Here is a 16,676-nt window from a genome sequence, read left to right on the forward strand (position 1 = left end):
CCGCACTCGGTTCAGCTAGCTCAGGCCCGCGACGGTGGTGCGGACCTTGGAGATGATCTCGGCCGGGATCGGCGCGTAGTCGTTCTCCTTGAGGACGTTCTGGCCGTCCTCGCTGGCGATGTAGGTCAGGAAGGACTTGGTGGCGGGGAGCGTCTCCGCCTTGTTGCCCTTCTCGCAGACGACCTCGTACGTCACCAGGGTGATCGGGTAGGCGCCCTCGGCGGTCGGCTTGTAGTTCAGCTCAAGGGCGAGGTCCTTGCCCTTGCCGACGACCTTCGCCTCGGCGATGGCCTTGGAGGCGTTGTCGACGGTGGCCTTCACCGGCTCCTTGGCCCCGGTCTTCAGGTCGACGGTCTTGACGCCCTCACCGGCGTAGGAGAGCTCGAAGTACGAGATGGCGCCCGCGGTCTGCTTGACCTGTCCCGCGACACCGGCGGAGCCGTTCGCGGACTGGCCGCCCTTGGGCTCCCACGACTTGCCCGGCTCGTACGGCCAGGCGCTCGGGGCGGCGCCCTTCAGGTACTTGGTGAAGTTGTCCGTGGTGCCGGACTCGTCGGAGCGGTGGAAGGCCTGGATCTTGGTGCTGGGGAGCTTGACGTCGGGGTTGAGCTTCTCGATCGCCTTGTCGTCCCAGCTCTTGATCTTGTTGTTGAAGATGTCGGCCAGGGTCTTGGCGTCCAGGGTCAGGTTGTCGACGCCCGGGACGTTGTAACCGATGGCGATCGGGCCGCCCACCATGGGCAGGTTGATGGCCTGGCTGCCCTCGCAGACCTTCTTCGACTTCTCGACCTCTTCGGGCTTCAGCGCCGAGTCGGAACCGGCGAACGCGGTCTGGCCCTGCACGAACGCGGTGATGCCGGCGCCCGAGCCCGTCGGGTTGTAGTTCAGCTGCACGTCCTTGCAGTTGGTCGTGTAGACCTTCCGCCAGGCGTCGATCGCGTTCTTCTGCGCGGACGAGCCGGAGGCCGCGAGCTGGCCCTTGGCGTCGTCACACTTGATGTTGGCGTTGGCGTTCGTCTCCTTGCCGCCATCACCCGAGCTCGTGTCGTCGGAGCCGCACGCCGTGAGGGCCAGGGCGCCGGAGACGGCGAGGGCGCCGAGGGAGAGGGCGCGGAGCCGGTTCTTGCGCTGAAGCTTCACTTTCGGGTCTTCCTTCCGGGAGCCGCCGACCCTTTGCTGGCGGCGTGCGATGACTTGCGTCGTGTTGTAAGGCCGAAATTAGGCAGGGCAAGTGAAGCGGCCGATGGACGCGAGTGAACGGCGGGTGAACCTCGGCGGTCGGCCTGGTTAGGTGATGCGCTACAAAAAGTAGCGCTCAGACTACGCAGGGTGAAGACGGCTGGTCCAGTGCGCCGGATACGATCAGCGCATGATCTACCCGTTCCTTCTGGGCATGGCTGTCCTGCTCACCGTCGCCGGCGTGGGCGTCTGGATCTGCCTGGAGTTCTGCAGGGCTCTGCGCGAGCGGCGGGATACGGCTGCCTAGCGCTTCGTCAGTGCCGCGAGCAGATCTGTGACGAGTTCCGCGTCTCTTTCGCGCGTCAGGCGGCGGCGGGCCGCGTCGGGGTCCAGCCACCGGAGGTGCGACACCTCGGAGTTGGGGACGAAGGTGCCGGAGCGCGCTTCGGCGGCCCAGTAGCGGACCTCCTTGGGGCGGCCTTGCGCGTCCCTGTAGTGGGCCGTGGGGAGCTCCGCGCCGAGCTCACACGTCATGCCGGTCTCTTCGAGCACTTCCCGTACGGCCGCCTCGTCCGCCGTCTCGCCGTGCTTCAGCTTGCCCTTCGGGTGGGACCAGTCCGACCACTTGGGGCGGTGGACCAGGGCGAGTTCGATGCCGTGCGGTGCGGTGGGGGCGGGCCGCCACAGGACGCAGCCGGCCGCCCGGACGAGCTCGTCGCCGGGCCGGCTCTCCTCGTACGTCACCGGGTTCTCGTGGTACGTCACCAGGTCCTCGCCTCCTCGCGCAGCCACGCCTGGTGGAAGGCGAAACGTGCCGCCTCCACCTCGTGGCGCTGGTCGGCGTGGAGCACGCCGAGGGCGTACGCCGTGGCCGGGGCGATCCGCGGGGTCCGCGCCGCGTGTGCCGCGGCGGCCGCCGCGGCCGCCGCCTCGCGGTGGACGTTCAGGGCGTGGCTCGCGTCCGCGATACGGGGCTCCGCGTGCGGGTGGCCCAGGACTTCCTGGGCGTACCGGTGCAGGCGCAGCAGGGAGCGGACCTTCAGCCACGGGGCGTCCTGGGCGTCCGGGGCGGTGTCCGTGGGGGCGAGGCCGTGGGAGAGGGCGCCCGCGTTGTAGGGGTGGCCTGCCTGGCCGAGGGGGAGGGCGGTGACGGCTTCGGTCAGGGTGGTCCTGGCCTGTTCCGCGAGGGCTTGGAGGTCGTCCCTCGCGGCGTCGCGGAGGGGGACCTCGCTGGCCAGTACGGCCACGTTGTCCGCCACTGCGTGGAAGCGGGAGGAGCCGAAGGCTTGGAGGGTGGTGGAGTGGGCCCGGGTCTTGGCGAGGGTGAGTTGCCGCTCCAGTAGCGCGGCGGCTTTGGCTGCGCCTACCGCCAGGCCTCGCGGGGTGGTGCCCCCGTTCTCGGTACCCGGCACCGGGGGCTGTGCCCACCCGTTCCGCCGTGCGGAACGCCTGCCCACAGCAGTGACACCGGCCGCAGCCACAGCGGGCTCGGAGGTTGTTTCCACCGGCGTCGTCGGCGGCGGGAGTTGAGGTGGGCCCGAGAGGCGGTGGAGGGCTGTGGAGAGGCGGTCCAGGCGGGTGGCGTAGGCGTGTTCCTGGGCCAAGGTGCCGGAGAGCCAGGCCAGTTCGGCGCGCAGGGAGGAGGCCCAGTCCGGGTCGAGGAGAGGGCGGAACGTGTGCAGCGTGGCGCCGATGCGGCGCGCCGCGCGGCGCAGGGCGCAGGCCGCCTCCAGGGACTCCTCCGCACCCTGCGCGTCCGTCGTGGACTCGCGGTGCAGCCGCAGCGAGCGGAGGAAGTCGGTGGCCTGGTCCTGCAGGTAGGCCGTGAGGGCATCGCCCGCGGCACCGACACCGGTACCGGCACCGGTGCCAATACCCGTGCCCGTGGCCGTCTTCGTACCCGTCATCTCATGGTGTTGCTGTGCCACGCCGGCGCCTCCGGGCGTCTATGAGCATCTCCTGCACGTTCCGCAGCGGCTGGCCTTCCGGGTCCACCGAGTGGCGGGTCCAGTTGCCGTCCGCGCCCAGGTGCCAGGAGGCGGTGGTGTCCGACATGCCGGTCTCCAGAAGCCGGCTGAGGGCCGCCCGGTGCGCCGGGTCCTGGACCCGGACCAGCGCCTCGATGCGGCGGTCGAGATTGCGGTGCATCATGTCGGCGCTGCCGATCCACACCTCCGGTTCGCCGCCGTTGCCGAAGGCGAAGACGCGGGAGTGTTCCAGGAAGCGGCCGAGGACGGAACGTACCCGAATGTTCTCCGAGAGGCCCTCGACGCCGGGGCGCACCGCGCAGATGCCGCGCACCCACACGTCCACCTCGACGCCCGCCTGCGACGCGCGGTAGAGCGCGTCGATGATCGCCTCGTCGACCATCGAGTTGACCTTGATGCGGACGTAGGCGGGGCGGCCCGCCCGGTGGTGCTGCGTCTCCTTGTTGATGCGGGAGACGAGGCCGTCGCGCAGGGACTTGGGGGCCACGAGCAGCCGGCGGAAGGTCTCGCGGCGGGAGTAGCCGGAGAGCCGGTTGAAGAGGTCGGACAGGTCCGCGCCGACCTCCGCGTTGGAGGTGAGGAGGCCCAGGTCCTCGTAGAGGCGGGCGGTCTTCGGGTGGTAGTTGCCGGTGCCCACGTGGGAGTAGCGGATGAGGGTCTCGCCCTCCTGGCGCACGACGAGGGAGAGCTTGCAGTGGGTCTTCAGGCCGACGATGCCGTAGACCACGTGGCAGCCGGCCTCCTCCAGCTTGCGGGCCCACTTGATGTTGGCCTGCTCGTCGAAGCGGGCCTTGATCTCGACGAGGACGAGGACCTGCTTGCCGGACTCGGCGGCGTCGATCAGCGCGTCCACTATCGGGGAGTCGCCCGAGGTGCGGTACAGCGTCTGCTTGATGGCGAGGACGTCGGGGTCGGACGCCGCCTGCTCCAGGAAGGCCTGCACGGACGTGGAGAAGGAGTCGTACGGGTGGTGCAGGAGTACGTCGCGTTCGCGAAGGGCGGCGAATATGTCGGGCGCGGACGCCGACTCGACCTCGGCGAGGTCGCGGTGGGTGCCGGCCACGAACTTCGGGTACTTCAGCTCGGGCCGGTCCAGCTTGGCGATGCTGAAGAGGCCGGTGAGGTCGAGCGGGCCCGGCAGCGGGTAGACCTCGGCCTCGCTGATCTTCAGCTCGCGCACCAGCAGGCTGAGGACGTTCGGAGCGATGGTCTCCTCGACCTCCAGGCGCACGGGCGGCCCGAAGCGGCGCCGCATGAGCTCCTTCTCCAGGGCCTGGAGGAGGTTCTCCGCGTCGTCCTCCTCGACCTCCAGGTCCTCATTCCTGGTGAGCCGGAACATGTGGTGCTCCTGGATCTCCATGCCCGGGAAGAGCTCCTGGAGGTGCGCGGGCGCGGCGATGACGTCCTCTATGGGGACGTACCGCTGCGGGGAGGCCTCCAGGAAGCGGGAGAGCAGCGGAGGGACCTTCACGCGTGCGAAGTGCTGGTGGCCGGAGACGGGGTTGCGCACGACCACGGCGAGGTTCAGGGAGAGCCCCGAGATGTACGGGAAGGGGTGCGCGGGGTCCACGGCCAGCGGGGTCAGGACGGGGAAGATCTGCTGCCGGAACAGCGTGAAGAGCCGGGACTGCTCCTTCTCGGTCAGCTCGTGCCAGCGCACCAGCTGGATGCCCTCCTCGGCGAGGCCGGGCGCGACGTCGTCCTGGTAGCAGGCGGCGTGCCGGGCCATGAGCTCGCGGGAGCGGTTCCAGATGAGGTCGAGGACCTCGCGGGGCTGCAGGCCGGAGGCCGAACGGGTGGCGACGCCGGTCGCGATGCGGCGCTTGAGGCCGGCGACGCGGACCATGAAGAACTCGTCCAGGTTCGAGGCGAAGATCGCCAGGAAATTCGCCCGTTCGAGGAGGGGGGTGTGCGGGTCCTCGGCGAGTTCAAGCACTCTTTCGTTGAAGGCGAGCCAGCTGCGTTCACGGTCCAGGAACCGCCCCTGCGGCAGCTCGGCGCCGTCGTGGCCGACCGCGGCGTCCTCGTCGTACGCGTCGAGATCCGCGTCGATGTCGGGGTCCAGGTCGGAGACGGTGGCGGCGATGGTGGCGGGCCGGTGCGCGGCGATGGAACCCACGGAAGGCTGGGCGTGCTGGACTCGTCCCTGCGTGTTCTGCTGGCTCATGGATCCATTGTTCCGCGCGGGCACGACGATGGGCGCGTCGGAGAGCGCGGGAGTGAGGCGGAGCCTCCCGTTCTCCGGGGCGGGGTCGGGCGCGGCGGGCGTCATTGAGCGAGCGTCGCAAGGCTGTCTGAATCAGTGGTTACGGCGACATGACGTGCGGGACATCGGCCGAAGACCCCCGGGCGTCTACAGGGCCGGGGGTCTTGGTCGATCGTACGGTTCAGGGCACTCGGGCGGTCGTACGGTTCAGGCCGTGCGGTGGCGCAGGAGGCGGAAGACCGCGTACGTGGCGATGGCGGCGAGGGCGAGGACGATGCCGGTCTCGATCAACTGGACGTGCCAGAAGTGGGACCGGGGGTGGTAGTCCATGTACCAGCCGGTGATCTTCGTGTCGGTGGGGCAGGAGAAGCCGGGGGACGGCTTCGGGAGGCACGCGTGCTCGTTGAAGCGTTCACCTGCGGCGTTGGTGACTCCCTGGTCCATGCTGAAGGAGCCCCACGGGAACCTGGTGGGCCAGGTGTTGCCCTTGGTGGCGGGCCCGGTGACGGTGTCCACCGGCACCAGGTGCCAGCGGATGCTGCCGAGGCTCCACAGGACGAGCCCGGTGATGGCCCCGGTGGCGGCCATCGCGAGCAGCGTGCGGCGTACGGCGAACCCGATGAGCGTGCCGAGTGCCACGGCGAACAGGGAGTACGCGACGAGGGCGGGGCCGATCGCCTCGTAGACGCCCCGGTCGGCCCAATGGAGGGGCGAACGGCCGCCGAGCACGTCGGAGGCCCCGAGCCGGAACGCCACCAGGAGGACGAGCGTCCCGAGCGCGGCGAGCGCGGCGGCCGTGCTCAGCTTGGCGGCGAGCCAGCGCGCGGGTGACACGGACTGCGTCCAGGAGACCTTGTGGACGCCGCTCTCCAACTCGCGTGCCACCAGCGGGCCCGCGACGAACGCGCCGATGAGCAGCGGGACGAGGAGCAGGCCTATGGACCCGCTCTCCATGCTGGCGTCGAGCAGGTCCTTGGCGCTGGCGAAGCCGAGGAAGGAGTCGCAGGCTTCACCCACGACGCAGTTGTCGTCCGAGACCGGATAGGCGCCGGCCGCCCAGCGCAGCCAGCCGGAGTAGGCGACCGCGAGGACGACGAAGGCACCGGCGCTCAGGAGCGCGGTGCGGTGCACGCGCACGTCCACCCAGCGCGGGCCCCGCAGAGTCGGCAGGCTCATGCCGCCACCCCCGGCCGGGACGTGGCGGTCGTGCCCGGCGTCAGCAGGGGCGGCGCGTCCGGGGACCGGAGATGGGCGAGCAACAGTTCCTCCAGGGAAGGCTCTTGTACGTCCCAGCCGTCGTCGACCGGGCCCTCGGGGCGGATCAGGGCCGTCAGGCCGCGGCCGGTGGCGCGGGACTCGATGACGGTGTGCGGGGCGAGGTCGGCGGCCGGGCGGACGCCCGTCACCAGGGCGTGCGCGGTGACGAGGTCGTCGATGCCGCCGCCGAGCCGGATGCGCCCGTCGGACACGAGGAGCAAGTGGTCGCAGGCGTCGGCCAGTTCGCCGACGATGTGGGAGGACATGACGACGGTCGTGCCGTGTTCGGCGGCCTCCGCCATGAGTGTGCCCATGAGTTGGTGGCGGGCGAGCGGGTCGAGGTCGGCCATCGGCTCGTCCAGGAGCAGCAGTTCGGCGCGCTTGCCGAGGGCCAGGGCGAGCGCGACGCGGGTGCGCTGGCCGCCCGAGAGCGTGCGGACGCGGGCGCCCGGGTCGAGGGCGCCTCCGGCGAGGACACGCTCGGCGACCGCCATGTCCCAGCGGCCCGGGTTGAGTTCGGCGCCGAGCCGCAGCGTGTCGGTGATGGTCAGCCGCGGGTGGAGCGGCTTGTCCTGGGCCACGTAGGCCACGCGGGCGCGGGCCTTCGCGGGGCTGGTGCCGAGCACGGTCAGCGTGCCGCCGCCGGGCCGGTCGAGGCCGGCCGCGAGGGAGAGCAGCGTGGACTTGCCGGCGCCGTTGGGGCCGACGACCGCGCAGACCCGCCCGACCGGCAGGCGGAACGAGCAGTCGCGCAGGGCCTGGCGGCGGCCGAAGCGTCTGGACAGGGCGTGTGCCTCGATGGCGGTGTCGGTCATGCGGGGTCCCCCTTGGTTGTTGCGGGTGCTGCGGGTGCTGCGGGTGTTGCGGGTGCTGCGGGTGTTGCGGGTGCCGTGTCCGGGGAGTCGAACTGTTCTTCCAGTACGGCGCTGAAGAGCGCCGCCACGTCGTCCTTCTCCAGCCCCGCCGCCCGGGCCCGCGCGGCCCACTCGACGAGCTCCCCCCGCAGCGGTGAGTCGGCGGGCGCGCTGCCCAGCGTGCGGCGGACGAAGGTGCCGAGGCCGCGGCGGGCCTCCACCAGGCCTTCGCGCTCCAGCTCGCGGTAGGCCTTCAGGACCGTGTTCGGGTTGATGGCCGTGGCCTCGACGACCTCACGGGCCGTGGGCAGCTTGTCGCCGGGTTCCAGCAGGCCGAGGCGGAGGGCCTGGTGGGTCTGCTGGACGATCTGGAGGTAGGTGGCGACGCCGCTGCGCCGGTCGATGCGGTATTCGACCACTGCCTTGCACCACCCTTTCACTAATTGAGTAGTGAAAGGGTGGTGCAAAAGAGGGGCGGCGTCAAGCGACGCCGCCCCGTGACTCCGTCGGTCCGGCTCTGTTGGTCGGGTGTCGGTCAGGTCTCCGTGCGGTACATCAGGTCCGTCTCGTACGTGACGAAGCCGAGGCGTTCGTAGACGCTGACGGCCGCCTTGTTGTCCGCGTCCACGTACAGCATCGCGGTCGGCAGGCCCGCCTGCGCGAGGTGGCGCAGGCCCGTCGTGGTCAGCGCCTTGCCGAGGCCGCCGCCCTGGGCGCCGGGGCGCACGCCCAGTACGTACACCTCGCCGAGGCGCTCCTCCGCGTGCACCTTCGTCCAGTGGAAGCCGACCAGCTCGCCGTCGCTCTCCCGCACCGCGAGGAAGAACCCCGCCGGGTCGAACCACGGCTGCGCCTTGCGGTCGTCCAGGTCGCGCTGGGTGAGGGAGCCCTGCTCGGGGTGGTGCGCGAAGGCCTCGGCGTTCACCGCGAGCCAGGCCGCGTCGTCCTGGCCCGGCACGAAGGTACGCACGGTGATGCCCTCGGGGAGGGGCGGCTCGGACAGGTCCAGCGGTGTCTGGGGCTGGTCCTGGATCTGGGGCTGGGGCTCGGCCGGGTCCTGGTCCGTCAAGGGGCGGCGCATCTGGCGCAGTTCGCGGAAGAGCGCGAGTCCGAGCACCTGTGCCAGGTGACGGGCCGCGGAGTGTCCGCCGTGCGCCCATACGCGCAGGCGCCGACCCGACTCGTGCAGCAGCGCCGTGCCGAGCGCCCTGCCGTGCCCGTGACCGCGCCGCGAGGGGTGTACGACGAGTTCGGCGGCGGGCGCCTCCACGGGGTCGGTGTCCTCCAGCTGCGCGTACCCGACGAGCTGGTCGCCGACGGTGAGCAGCAGGTGCCGGACGCCGTCGCGGGGGCCTCCCCGGAGCTGCAGCCGCCCCTGCTCGGACACCGCCTGCTGGCCGTCCGTACGGGCGGCCTCGGCGAGCAGCCCGAGCACGGCGTCGGCCTGCGCCGGGGTGAGGGCGGTGAGGGTCTCGATCTTGCGGAGGGGGGTGGGGGAGGCCTCGGCGGGGCGGTCGTCAGTCATACACCCGAGCGTATTCTGGCGGGGCGCCTTTGGGGTGGGGCATCGCGCTGCGCGCTCGCGTCCTCAAGCGCCGGACGGGCTTGATCCTTGGCTTGCGCTGGGTTGTCGCCTGCCGGCGGGTGGGTGGTTTATCGCGCTCCGCGCTCGTCCTCAAGCGCCGGACAGGCTGGAATTCCCTGCCGTGCGTCGTCACCCGCGGGTGGTGGGTGGTTTGTTGCGCTGCGCGCTCGTCCTCAAGCGCCGGACGGGCTGAAACCACCCCGCGCCGGACAGGCTGAAACCACCCTGCGCCGGGCCGGCTGAAGTCACCCTGTGCTCGTCCCCTCGAGTGTCGGACGAGCATCGGTCGAGCAGCAATCAGGCTGTGACCCGGAACCCTCTGTTGCGCTACGCGCGTTGACTCTAGGCTGCGGGCGGTCCCATTCTTCTCACACCTCCCCGGGGGAACGCGTGCCCGCCATAGCTAAGCACCGAAGGCCCAGACGCCGTACCACTCGCGTCCTCGCCGTTGCGGCGGGGCTCGCCACCGTCGGCGCGCTTGCCGCGTCGCTGCCCGCCAGTGCGGGGCAGGACGGGGCGGCGGACGGCGGGAAGGACGGCGGCAAGAAGCGGACCGTGGACGTGCAGTTGCTGTCGTTCAACGACTTCCACGGGAACTTGCAGCCTCCGGCGGGATCCTCCGGGCAGGTCACGGAGAAGCAGGCCGACGGGAGCGAGAAGAAGATCGACGCGGGCGGGGCCGAGTACCTCGCGACGTCGCTGCGTACTGCCCGCAAGGGCCACCCCTACAGCGTCACCGCCGCCGCCGGCGACCTCATCGGCGGCAGCCCGCTGCTCTCCGGGCTCTTCCACGACGAGCCCACCGTCGAGGCGATGAACAAGCTCGGCCTGGACGTCAGCAGCGTCGGTAATCATGAGTTCGATGAGGGGGCTGCCGAGCTGGCCCGTATGCAGAACGGCGGCTGTCATCCCAAGGACGGGTGCTTCGAGAAGGACCGGAAGGGGAAGCCGAAGCAGTTCGAGGGCGCGGATTACCCCTATCTCGCCGCCAACGTCACGAACGAGAAGTCCGGCAAGCCCATCCTGAAGCCCTACTGGGTGTGGAAGGAGAAGGGCGTCAAGGTGGGATTCATCGGAGTGACCCTGGAAGGCACTCCGGACATCGTCTCCGCCGAGGGCGTCAAGGGGCTGAAGTTCCACGACGAGATCGAGACCGTCAACAAGTACGCGAAGATCCTCGACAAGCAGGGCGTGAAGTCCATCGTCACCCTCATCCACGAGGGCGGCGCCCCGGCCAGTCAGGCGTACAACTACGACTGTGACTCACCGGGTGCCGGTGACGGGATCTCGGGGCCGATCACCACCATCGCCAAGGGCATCACGCCCAAGGTCGACGCGCTCGTCACCGGGCACACGCACGCCGCGTACGTCTGTACGATCCCCGACCCGTCGGGCAAGCCGCGCATGGTGACCTCGGCGTCCTCCTTCGGGAAGCTCTACACCGACACCACGCTGACGTACGACCGCAGGACCAAGGACATCGTGCGGACGAGCGTGAAGTCGGCGAACCACGTCGTCAGCCGTGAGCAGGCCAAGGCGCCCGACATGACGTCGCTCATCTCGCGCTGGGACAAGCTCGCCGCGCCCGTCGCCAACAAGGCGGTCGGCTACATCTCCGCCGACATCCCGGGCCGCGGCGCCACCACCCCCGAGTCCCCGCTCGGCGACCTCATCGCCGACGCGCAGCTCGCGCACGCCAAGTCGCTCGACCCCGAGGCCGACCTGGCGCTGATGAACCCCGGCGGCATCCGCTCCGACCTCGTCCACAAGGCGAGCGGCAGTGAGGGGGACGGTGTCGTCACGTACGGCGAGGCGTTCACCGTGCAACCCTTCAGCAACACCGTCAACCTGGTCGACCTGACCGGCGCACAGCTCGTCACCGCCCTGAAGCAGCAGGTCAGTGGGGCCAATCAGGCTTCCCCGAAGATCCTTCAGGTGTCCGAGGGGCTCACGTACACCCTCGACATGACCAAGGCCGGTGCCGACCGCGTCGTCACCGACTCCATCAAGCTGAACGGCAAGGCGCTCGACCCGGCGGCCACCTACCGCGTCGCCCTGAACTCCTTCCTCGCGGGCGGCGGCGACGGCCTCCCCGAGCTGGGCAAGGGCGCGAAGCCGTTGGTCGGCGCGGATGATCTGAAGGCGTTCAACGACTATCTGGCCGCCAACTCCTCGGCGGAAGAGCCGATCGCGCCGCCGAAGGCGGACCGCATTACCGTAGTGAAGTGAAAACAGCGCGTTAAAGAACTGGCCGATATCGGTTCTTACCGGGTGTAAGGCTTGGGGTGGGGTGTGAACGTATGGTGAGATCACTCGATGCGTTCCCCCCACCGCATAGCCACGCCACCTTCGGAAACTTCGCCGCCGGCCCCCTCGTACACCAACCCGTATGAAGAACTGGGCGCCCTCGCGCCCAACCCGCTGGAGGAGTTCCTCCACGAAGACGAGGACAAGGACGAGGACAAGGGCAAGGCCGGGTTTGACGCGGACGTCCCCTGGACTCCGCCCAACCACCGCCGCGGCAGCCGTAACCGCAGCCGTAACCGCAGCCGTCGTCGTCGCAACCGCTTCGCCGGTCTGCCGCTCGCCGCGAAGGCCCTGGTCGCCGTCCTCGTCGCCACCGCGTTCCTCGCGCTCGGCGACCGCTGGGCCCTGCTCTACGCCGAGCACGAGGCCGCGGACAAGCTCAAGGACCAGCTGAACCTGAGCGCGGCCCCCGAGGTCGACATCGAAGGGTTCCCCTTCCTCACGCAGGTCTTCGACAAGCGCGTGGACAAGGTGAAGGTGACCGTCCCCGACGTCGCGGCCGACCGGGTCTCGCTCGCCAAGGTCTCCGCGACCGCGTCGGACGTGACCATCGACGGCGACGGGCCCACCTCGATCACGGGCGCCACCATCGGGCAGATGGACGGCGAGGTCCTGCTCTCCTTCGAGGACCTCAACCGCGAACTCGGCGCCTCCCAGGTCACGTTCACCGGCCGCGGCACCGACCAGGTCCTCGCGCGCGGCACGCTGCCCGTCGCGGGCCACGACCTGAAGGTGCGCGCCGACGCCCGCATCCAGCGCAACGGCGACCGCGGCATCTCCACCGACATCGGCGGCATGAGCCTGCAACTCGGCGACCTGGCGACCTACCGCCCGGGTACGCGCGAGAAGGAGGGCCTGCACCTGTCGAAGAGCTCCGCCGACCGCGTCGCCGAGGAGACGGCGAAGGCGAAGGCGCTGCTCTCCGTCCCGGCGATCGTCGAGCGGCTCGGCGTCCCGGAGAAGGTGGTGCGCGGCGCCCTGAAGAGCGATGAGAAGCTCAACGACCTCACCGGCTCGCCGCGGTTCGTGAACGACGTGATGGGCCTGAACCTCATCGACGTGGCGATGGGCCACCCCGAGCTCCTCAAGAAGCTGGGCCTCGACCCCGCCCTCCTGAACGGGCTCTCCCAGCTCACCCGCCCCGTCCTCGCCGACCGCCTCACCCTCGCCTTCCAGCTGCCGAAGCTGCCGGGGACCGGGACGATGGCGCTGCGCGACGTGACGGTGGAGAAGGAGGGCATCCGGGTGCGGATCGCGGGGGCCGGGATCGGCATCGGGGGATAGGGCACGAAGGCGTCAGGACACGAAGGCGTTGGTGTACGAAGGCCTCAGGACACGAATCGGCCGTCCCGCAGCGCCAGTTCGCCGCCCTCGAACCGGTCCCGCAGCCGCCGGTCGTGGCTGACGATCACCAGCGTGCCCCGGTACCGGGCGAGCGCCGCCTCCAGGTCCTCCACCAGGGCGGGGGAGAGGTGGTTCGTCGGCTCGTCCAGGAGCAGCAGGTCCAGCGGGCGGGAGACGAGTTCGGCGAGTTCCAGGCGGCGGCGAAGGCCCACCGAGAGGGCCCGCACCGGCCGGTCGAGGTCCGCCTCGCGGAAGAGCCCGAGGGAGAGCAGCTCGTCGCGGCGCTCCTCGCCGAATACGGCGAGCGCCGTACGGCTCTCCTGCCACAGGGAGTTGTCCTGCCGCAGCAGGCCGACCCGCGCGGGCCGCCGGACCTCCCCGCTCGCGGGCGTCAGCTCCCCGGCGAGCAGCCGCAGCAGCGTCGACTTGCCCGCGCCGTTGGGCCCGGTGACGAGCAGCCGCTCGCCCGCGCCGATCCGCAGCGTGCCGTCGACGGTGAGGCGTCCCGGCACCCGTACGTCGGTCAGTTCCACCGCCCCCGACGCCTCGCCCATGACCCGCGCGGTGAAGCGCAGGGGCCGCGGGGGCGGCGGCACCGGGTTCTCGGTGAGGCGCTGCAACCGCTCCCGTGCGCTGCGGATGCGGCTCATCGCGCCGTGCGCCCGCGACCTGGCACGGAACGCACCGGCGCCGCTGAACGCGGCCGGAGCCTTGCGGGGGATCGCGGAGAGCAGTCCGATGTTGGACTCGGCGAGCGCGGACTGCCGGGCGACCTCGGCGCGCCACTCCTCGTACTCGCGCTCGTGGCGGGCGCGTTCGGCGGCCTTGGCGGTCAGGAACCCGGCGTATCCGTTGCCGTAGCGGCGTACGGTCCGCGTGTCGCCGTCGACCTCCAGGACCGTCGTCATGACGCGGTCGAGGAACGCCCTGTCGTGCGTGACGGCGACCAGCGTGCCGCGGTGGGCGCGCAGCCGGTCCTCCAGCCAGCGCACGGCCTCGTCGTCGAGGTCGTTCGTCGGCTCGTCGAGGAGCAGCAGCTCCGGGGCGGCCGCGAGGGTCCCGGCGAGGGCGAGGCGGGCGCGCCGGCCGCCGGAGAGCGTGCCGAGCGGGCGGGCGCGGTCCAACGGGCCGCGTTCGCCGAGACGGCGCAGGCCGACCTCGACCCGCCGGTCCGCGTCGTGCCCGCCGCGCGCCTCGAACTCGGCGACCAGGGCGGCATAACGGTCGTACGCGGCCGGGTCCGCGCCCTCCAGGGAGGCCTCGGCGGCCCTGATCCGCCGCTCAAGCGACCGCAGTTCGGCCAAGGCGTGGTCGATCGCGTCGCCGACGGTCGCGGTGTCCGGCAGGTCCAGGGTCTGGGCGAGGTGTCCGACGCCACCGGGGGCGACGACGGTGAGGCTGCCGTTGTCGGGCTCCTCCTGCCCCGCGATGAGCCGCAACAGCGTGGACTTGCCGGCTCCGTTGTCCCCGATGACGCCCGCCTTCTCGCCGGGCCGGACGGTGAGCGAGACACGGTCGAGGACGATGCGGTCCTCGTAGCGCTTGGTGACGTCGGTGAGGGTGAGCTGGGAGACGGTGGGAGTGGCAGGGGCGGCGGTGGGGGCGGTGACTGGGAACAAGTAGGTCCTCTTTGCTCGACGGCATGGGCGGCGACACACGGTCGCCGTTTGCTGTGACGAGACGTATCGTCTCGTCCGCTTCGGAGAATGTAGCGCACTCCGGCGCGTCCGGCAAGACGTTCCGTCTCGTTCAGGTGGTGGGAGTTTCCGGCGGCGGAGCCGCCGCTCCCGGCAGCTGCACCGTCGCCACCGTGCCGCCCCCCTCGGCCGCCGTCAGCGTCACCTCGCCGCCCGACTGCCGCACCGTACGGGCCACGATCGACAGGCCGAGGCCCGAACCCGGCAGGGAGCGCGCGGACGGGGAGCGCCAGAACCGGTCGAAGACGTGCGGGAGTTCGTCCTCGGGGATGCCCGGGCCGTGGTCCCGCACCGTCAGCCGGCCACGGTCGAGGGTGACCTCCACCGTGCCGCCGCGCGGGCTGAACTTCACCGCGTTGTCCAGGATGTTGACGATGGCCCGCTCCAGGGCGAGCGGCTCCACCCGCACGTACCAGGGCGCGAGCTCCGCGGTGATCGTCAGCTCGGGGCCGCGCAGCCTGGCCCGTTCGATGGCTGTCCTGGTGACGTCGTGCAGGGCCACGACCTGGACCTTGGCGCCGCCGGCCCCGGTGTCGGGGCGGGACAGCTCCTGGAGGTCGCCGATGAGGACGGCCAGTTCGGTCATCTGCGCGGTGACCGAGGCGAGGAGCGCCTTGCGGTCGTCGGGCGGGATCGCGCGGCCCGTCTCCTCGCTGCGGGCGAGCAGTTCGATGTTGGTCCGCAGGGAGGTCAGCGGCGTGCGCAGCTCGTGGCCCGCGTCGGCGATCAGCTGCTGCTGGAGGTCGCGGGAGGACGCCAGTGAGGCGGTCATGGAGTTGAAGGACTCCGAGAGGCGGGCGATCTCGTCGTCGCCGCCGACCGGGATGCGGAGGTTCAGGTCCTCGGTGCGGGCGACGTGCTCGACGGCCTCGGTGAGCCGGTCGACCGGGCGCAGCCCGGTGCGCGCCACCCAGAGCCCGGCGGCTCCGGCGCCGAGGACGCCGACGCCGGCGACGACGAGCAGGATCAGGGCGAGGTTGTCGAGGGTGTCGTCCACCTCGCTGAGCGGGCGGGCCACCGAGACGGCGAGCGAGAGCTGCGGGTCGTCCAGCGGGTAGGTGTAGACCCGGTACTTCTCGCCGTTCGCCGCGGTGGTGTTGTGGTACGTCGCCGACCTCTCGCGGGCGGCGACCTCGGTGTCCGCGTCGCTGACCTTGATCGACTGGCGGCCGAGGATGATGCAGTTCGTGCCGTTCTCGGCCACGACCTGGATCGTCTGGTTGTACAGATCCGGGTTGTCGCGGCCCGGGATCTCCCGCAGGCACCGCGCCCCGCCGGCCACCGGGTCGATGTCGATCCGCTGGACCACGTCCCCCGGCTTGGGGCGATTGCTGCTCAGTGCGTCGTCCAGCGAGTCCATGAGGGCGTTGCGCACCACGAACCAGCACGTGACAGCTGCCGCGGCCACCGCCAGAGCCACCGCCACCGTCACCAGCAACGCCAAGCGCGAGCGCAGAGGCAGGCCCCGGAAGCGCCGCTGCACCCTGTTCACTCGCCGCCCCGCAGCACGTACCCGACACCCCGCACCGTGTGCACGAGGCGCGGCTCGCCGGCCGCCTCCGTCTTGCGGCGCAAGTACATGACGTACACGTCGAGGGAGTTGGACGTCGGCTCGAAGTCGAAGCCCCAGACCGCCTTGAGGATCTGCTCGCGGGTGAGGACCTGCCGCGGGTGCGCGAGGAACATCTCCAGGAGGGTGAACTCCGTGCGGGTCAGCTCGACCGTCCGCCCGCCCCGCGTGACCTCGCGCGTCGCGAGGTCCATCCGCAGGTCGGCGAAGGCGAGCGTGTCGCCCTCGGCGGCCTGCCCGGCCCCCGCCGCGTACGAACTGCGGCGCAGCAGCGCGCGGATGCGGGCGAAGAGCTCGTCCAGCTCGAACGGCTTGACCAGGTAGTCGTCGGCGCCCGCGTCGAGTCCCGTGACGCGGTCGCCGACGGTGTCGCGCGCGGTCAGCATCAGGATCGGCGTGGTCGAGCCGGTGGCGCGGAGCCTGCGCGCCGCGGTGAGGCCGTCCATGCGGGGCATCTGGATGTCGAGCACGACGAGGTCGGGGCGGTACGCCGCGGCCTTCTCCAGCGCGTCGGCCCCGTCGACGGCGACCTCCGTGCCGTACCCCTCGAAGGCGAGACTGCGCCGCAGCGCCTCCCGCACGGCGGGTTCGTCGTCCACGATCAGGATGCGCAGCTGCTCGCGGTCACCGGTGCGGTCGCCTTCGGCGGGGCTCATGGGCTTCGGACTTCCTCGGGTCAGGGGCGGAAC

General features: G+C 71.1%; 13 protein-coding genes. 2 read left to right on the top strand and 11 right to left on the bottom strand.

Translation table 11 applies throughout. The annotated features are described in order from the left end of the window. Nucleotides 1–15: 15 nt before the first annotated feature. From pstS to mshD, 8 genes are all read right to left on the bottom strand, one after another. Nucleotides 16–1,140, bottom strand: a complete 1,125-nt coding sequence (pstS, locus tag ACH4D5_RS16455) for a phosphate ABC transporter substrate-binding protein PstS (RefSeq protein ID WP_398302738.1) — start codon at nucleotides 1,138–1,140, stop codon at nucleotides 16–18. A gap of 342 nt (nucleotides 1,141–1,482) precedes the next feature. Further along, complete coding sequence (locus ACH4D5_RS16460; RefSeq protein WP_398302740.1) at nucleotides 1,483–1,944, bottom strand: NUDIX hydrolase; 462 nt, start codon at nucleotides 1,942–1,944, stop codon at nucleotides 1,483–1,485. Beyond that, nucleotides 1,941–3,107: a CHAD domain-containing protein gene (locus ACH4D5_RS16465; protein WP_398302742.1), complete on the bottom strand. Its 1,167-nt coding sequence runs from the start codon at nucleotides 3,105–3,107 to the stop codon at nucleotides 1,941–1,943. The genes ACH4D5_RS16460 and ACH4D5_RS16465 overlap by 4 nt, the downstream gene beginning before the upstream one ends. Beyond that, nucleotides 3,088–5,334, bottom strand: a complete 2,247-nt coding sequence (locus ACH4D5_RS16470; RefSeq protein ID WP_398302744.1) for an RNA degradosome polyphosphate kinase — start codon at nucleotides 5,332–5,334, stop codon at nucleotides 3,088–3,090. Before ACH4D5_RS16470 ends, ACH4D5_RS16465 begins: the two co-directional genes overlap by 20 nt. 246 nt (nucleotides 5,335–5,580) lie before the next feature. Further along, nucleotides 5,581–6,549, bottom strand: a complete 969-nt coding sequence (locus tag ACH4D5_RS16475; protein ID WP_398302746.1) for an ABC transporter permease — start codon at nucleotides 6,547–6,549, stop codon at nucleotides 5,581–5,583. Further along, on the bottom strand, nucleotides 6,546–7,445 hold the full coding sequence (locus ACH4D5_RS16480) for an ABC transporter ATP-binding protein (protein WP_398302748.1): 900 nt from the start codon (nucleotides 7,443–7,445) through the stop codon (nucleotides 6,546–6,548). Before ACH4D5_RS16480 ends, ACH4D5_RS16475 begins: the two co-directional genes overlap by 4 nt. Next, entirely contained in the window at nucleotides 7,442–7,903 is a 462-nt protein-coding gene (locus tag ACH4D5_RS16485; RefSeq protein ID WP_398302749.1) for a GntR family transcriptional regulator, read from the bottom strand. Before ACH4D5_RS16485 ends, ACH4D5_RS16480 begins: the two co-directional genes overlap by 4 nt. Before the next feature lie 116 nt (nucleotides 7,904–8,019). After that, complete coding sequence (gene mshD / locus ACH4D5_RS16490; RefSeq protein WP_398302751.1) at nucleotides 8,020–9,009, bottom strand: mycothiol synthase; 990 nt, start codon at nucleotides 9,007–9,009, stop codon at nucleotides 8,020–8,022. Between the two features lie 450 nt (nucleotides 9,010–9,459). On the opposite strand from mshD, the gene ACH4D5_RS16495 reads away from it, so the two are divergent. Beyond that, nucleotides 9,460–11,298, top strand: coding sequence for a bifunctional metallophosphatase/5'-nucleotidase (locus ACH4D5_RS16495; RefSeq protein WP_398302753.1), 1,839 nt, complete (start codon nucleotides 9,460–9,462; stop codon nucleotides 11,296–11,298). Nucleotides 11,299–11,385: 87 nt separating this feature from the next. After that, entirely contained in the window at nucleotides 11,386–12,660 is a 1,275-nt protein-coding gene (locus ACH4D5_RS16500) for a DUF2993 domain-containing protein (RefSeq protein WP_398302755.1), read from the top strand. Between the two features lie 44 nt (nucleotides 12,661–12,704). On the opposite strand, the gene abc-f is transcribed toward ACH4D5_RS16500, so the two are convergent. The 3 genes from abc-f to ACH4D5_RS16515 form a co-directional block, all read right to left on the bottom strand. Beyond that, nucleotides 12,705–14,339 carry a ribosomal protection-like ABC-F family protein gene (abc-f, locus tag ACH4D5_RS16505; RefSeq protein ID WP_398302757.1) on the bottom strand — a complete coding sequence of 545 codons (1,635 nt, stop codon included), beginning with the start codon at nucleotides 14,337–14,339 and terminating at the stop codon, nucleotides 12,705–12,707. A gap of 130 nt (nucleotides 14,340–14,469) precedes the next feature. Then, on the bottom strand, nucleotides 14,470–15,909 hold the full coding sequence (locus ACH4D5_RS16510; protein WP_398302759.1) for a sensor histidine kinase: 1,440 nt from the start codon (nucleotides 15,907–15,909) through the stop codon (nucleotides 14,470–14,472). Next, on the bottom strand, nucleotides 15,906–16,643 hold the full coding sequence (locus ACH4D5_RS16515; RefSeq protein WP_398302761.1) for a response regulator transcription factor: 738 nt from the start codon (nucleotides 16,641–16,643) through the stop codon (nucleotides 15,906–15,908). The genes ACH4D5_RS16510 and ACH4D5_RS16515 overlap by 4 nt, the downstream gene beginning before the upstream one ends. Nucleotides 16,644–16,676: the final 33 nt, after the last annotated feature.

Origin of the sequence: Streptomyces sp. NPDC018029, from assembly GCF_044327655.1 — a bacterium.
Lineage (GTDB): Bacteria > Actinomycetota > Actinomycetes > Streptomycetales > Streptomycetaceae > Streptomyces.

Excerpts from the sequence above, each read along its gene's own strand:
- ACH4D5_RS16470 (WP_398302744.1), bottom strand. The coding sequence starts at position 5,334 with ATGAGCCAGCAGAACACGCAGGGACGAGTCCAGCACGCCCAGCCTTCC.
- ACH4D5_RS16480 (WP_398302748.1), bottom strand. The coding sequence starts at position 7,445 with ATGACCGACACCGCCATCGAGGCACACGCCCTGTCCAGACGCTTCGGC.
- ACH4D5_RS16475 (WP_398302746.1), bottom strand. The coding sequence starts at position 6,549 with ATGAGCCTGCCGACTCTGCGGGGCCCGCGCTGGGTGGACGTGCGCGTG.
- ACH4D5_RS16500 (WP_398302755.1), top strand. The coding sequence starts at position 11,386 with ATGCGTTCCCCCCACCGCATAGCCACGCCACCTTCGGAAACTTCGCCG.
- mshD (WP_398302751.1), bottom strand. The coding sequence starts at position 9,009 with ATGACTGACGACCGCCCCGCCGAGGCCTCCCCCACCCCCCTCCGCAAG.
- ACH4D5_RS16515 (WP_398302761.1), bottom strand. The coding sequence starts at position 16,643 with ATGAGCCCCGCCGAAGGCGACCGCACCGGTGACCGCGAGCAGCTGCGC.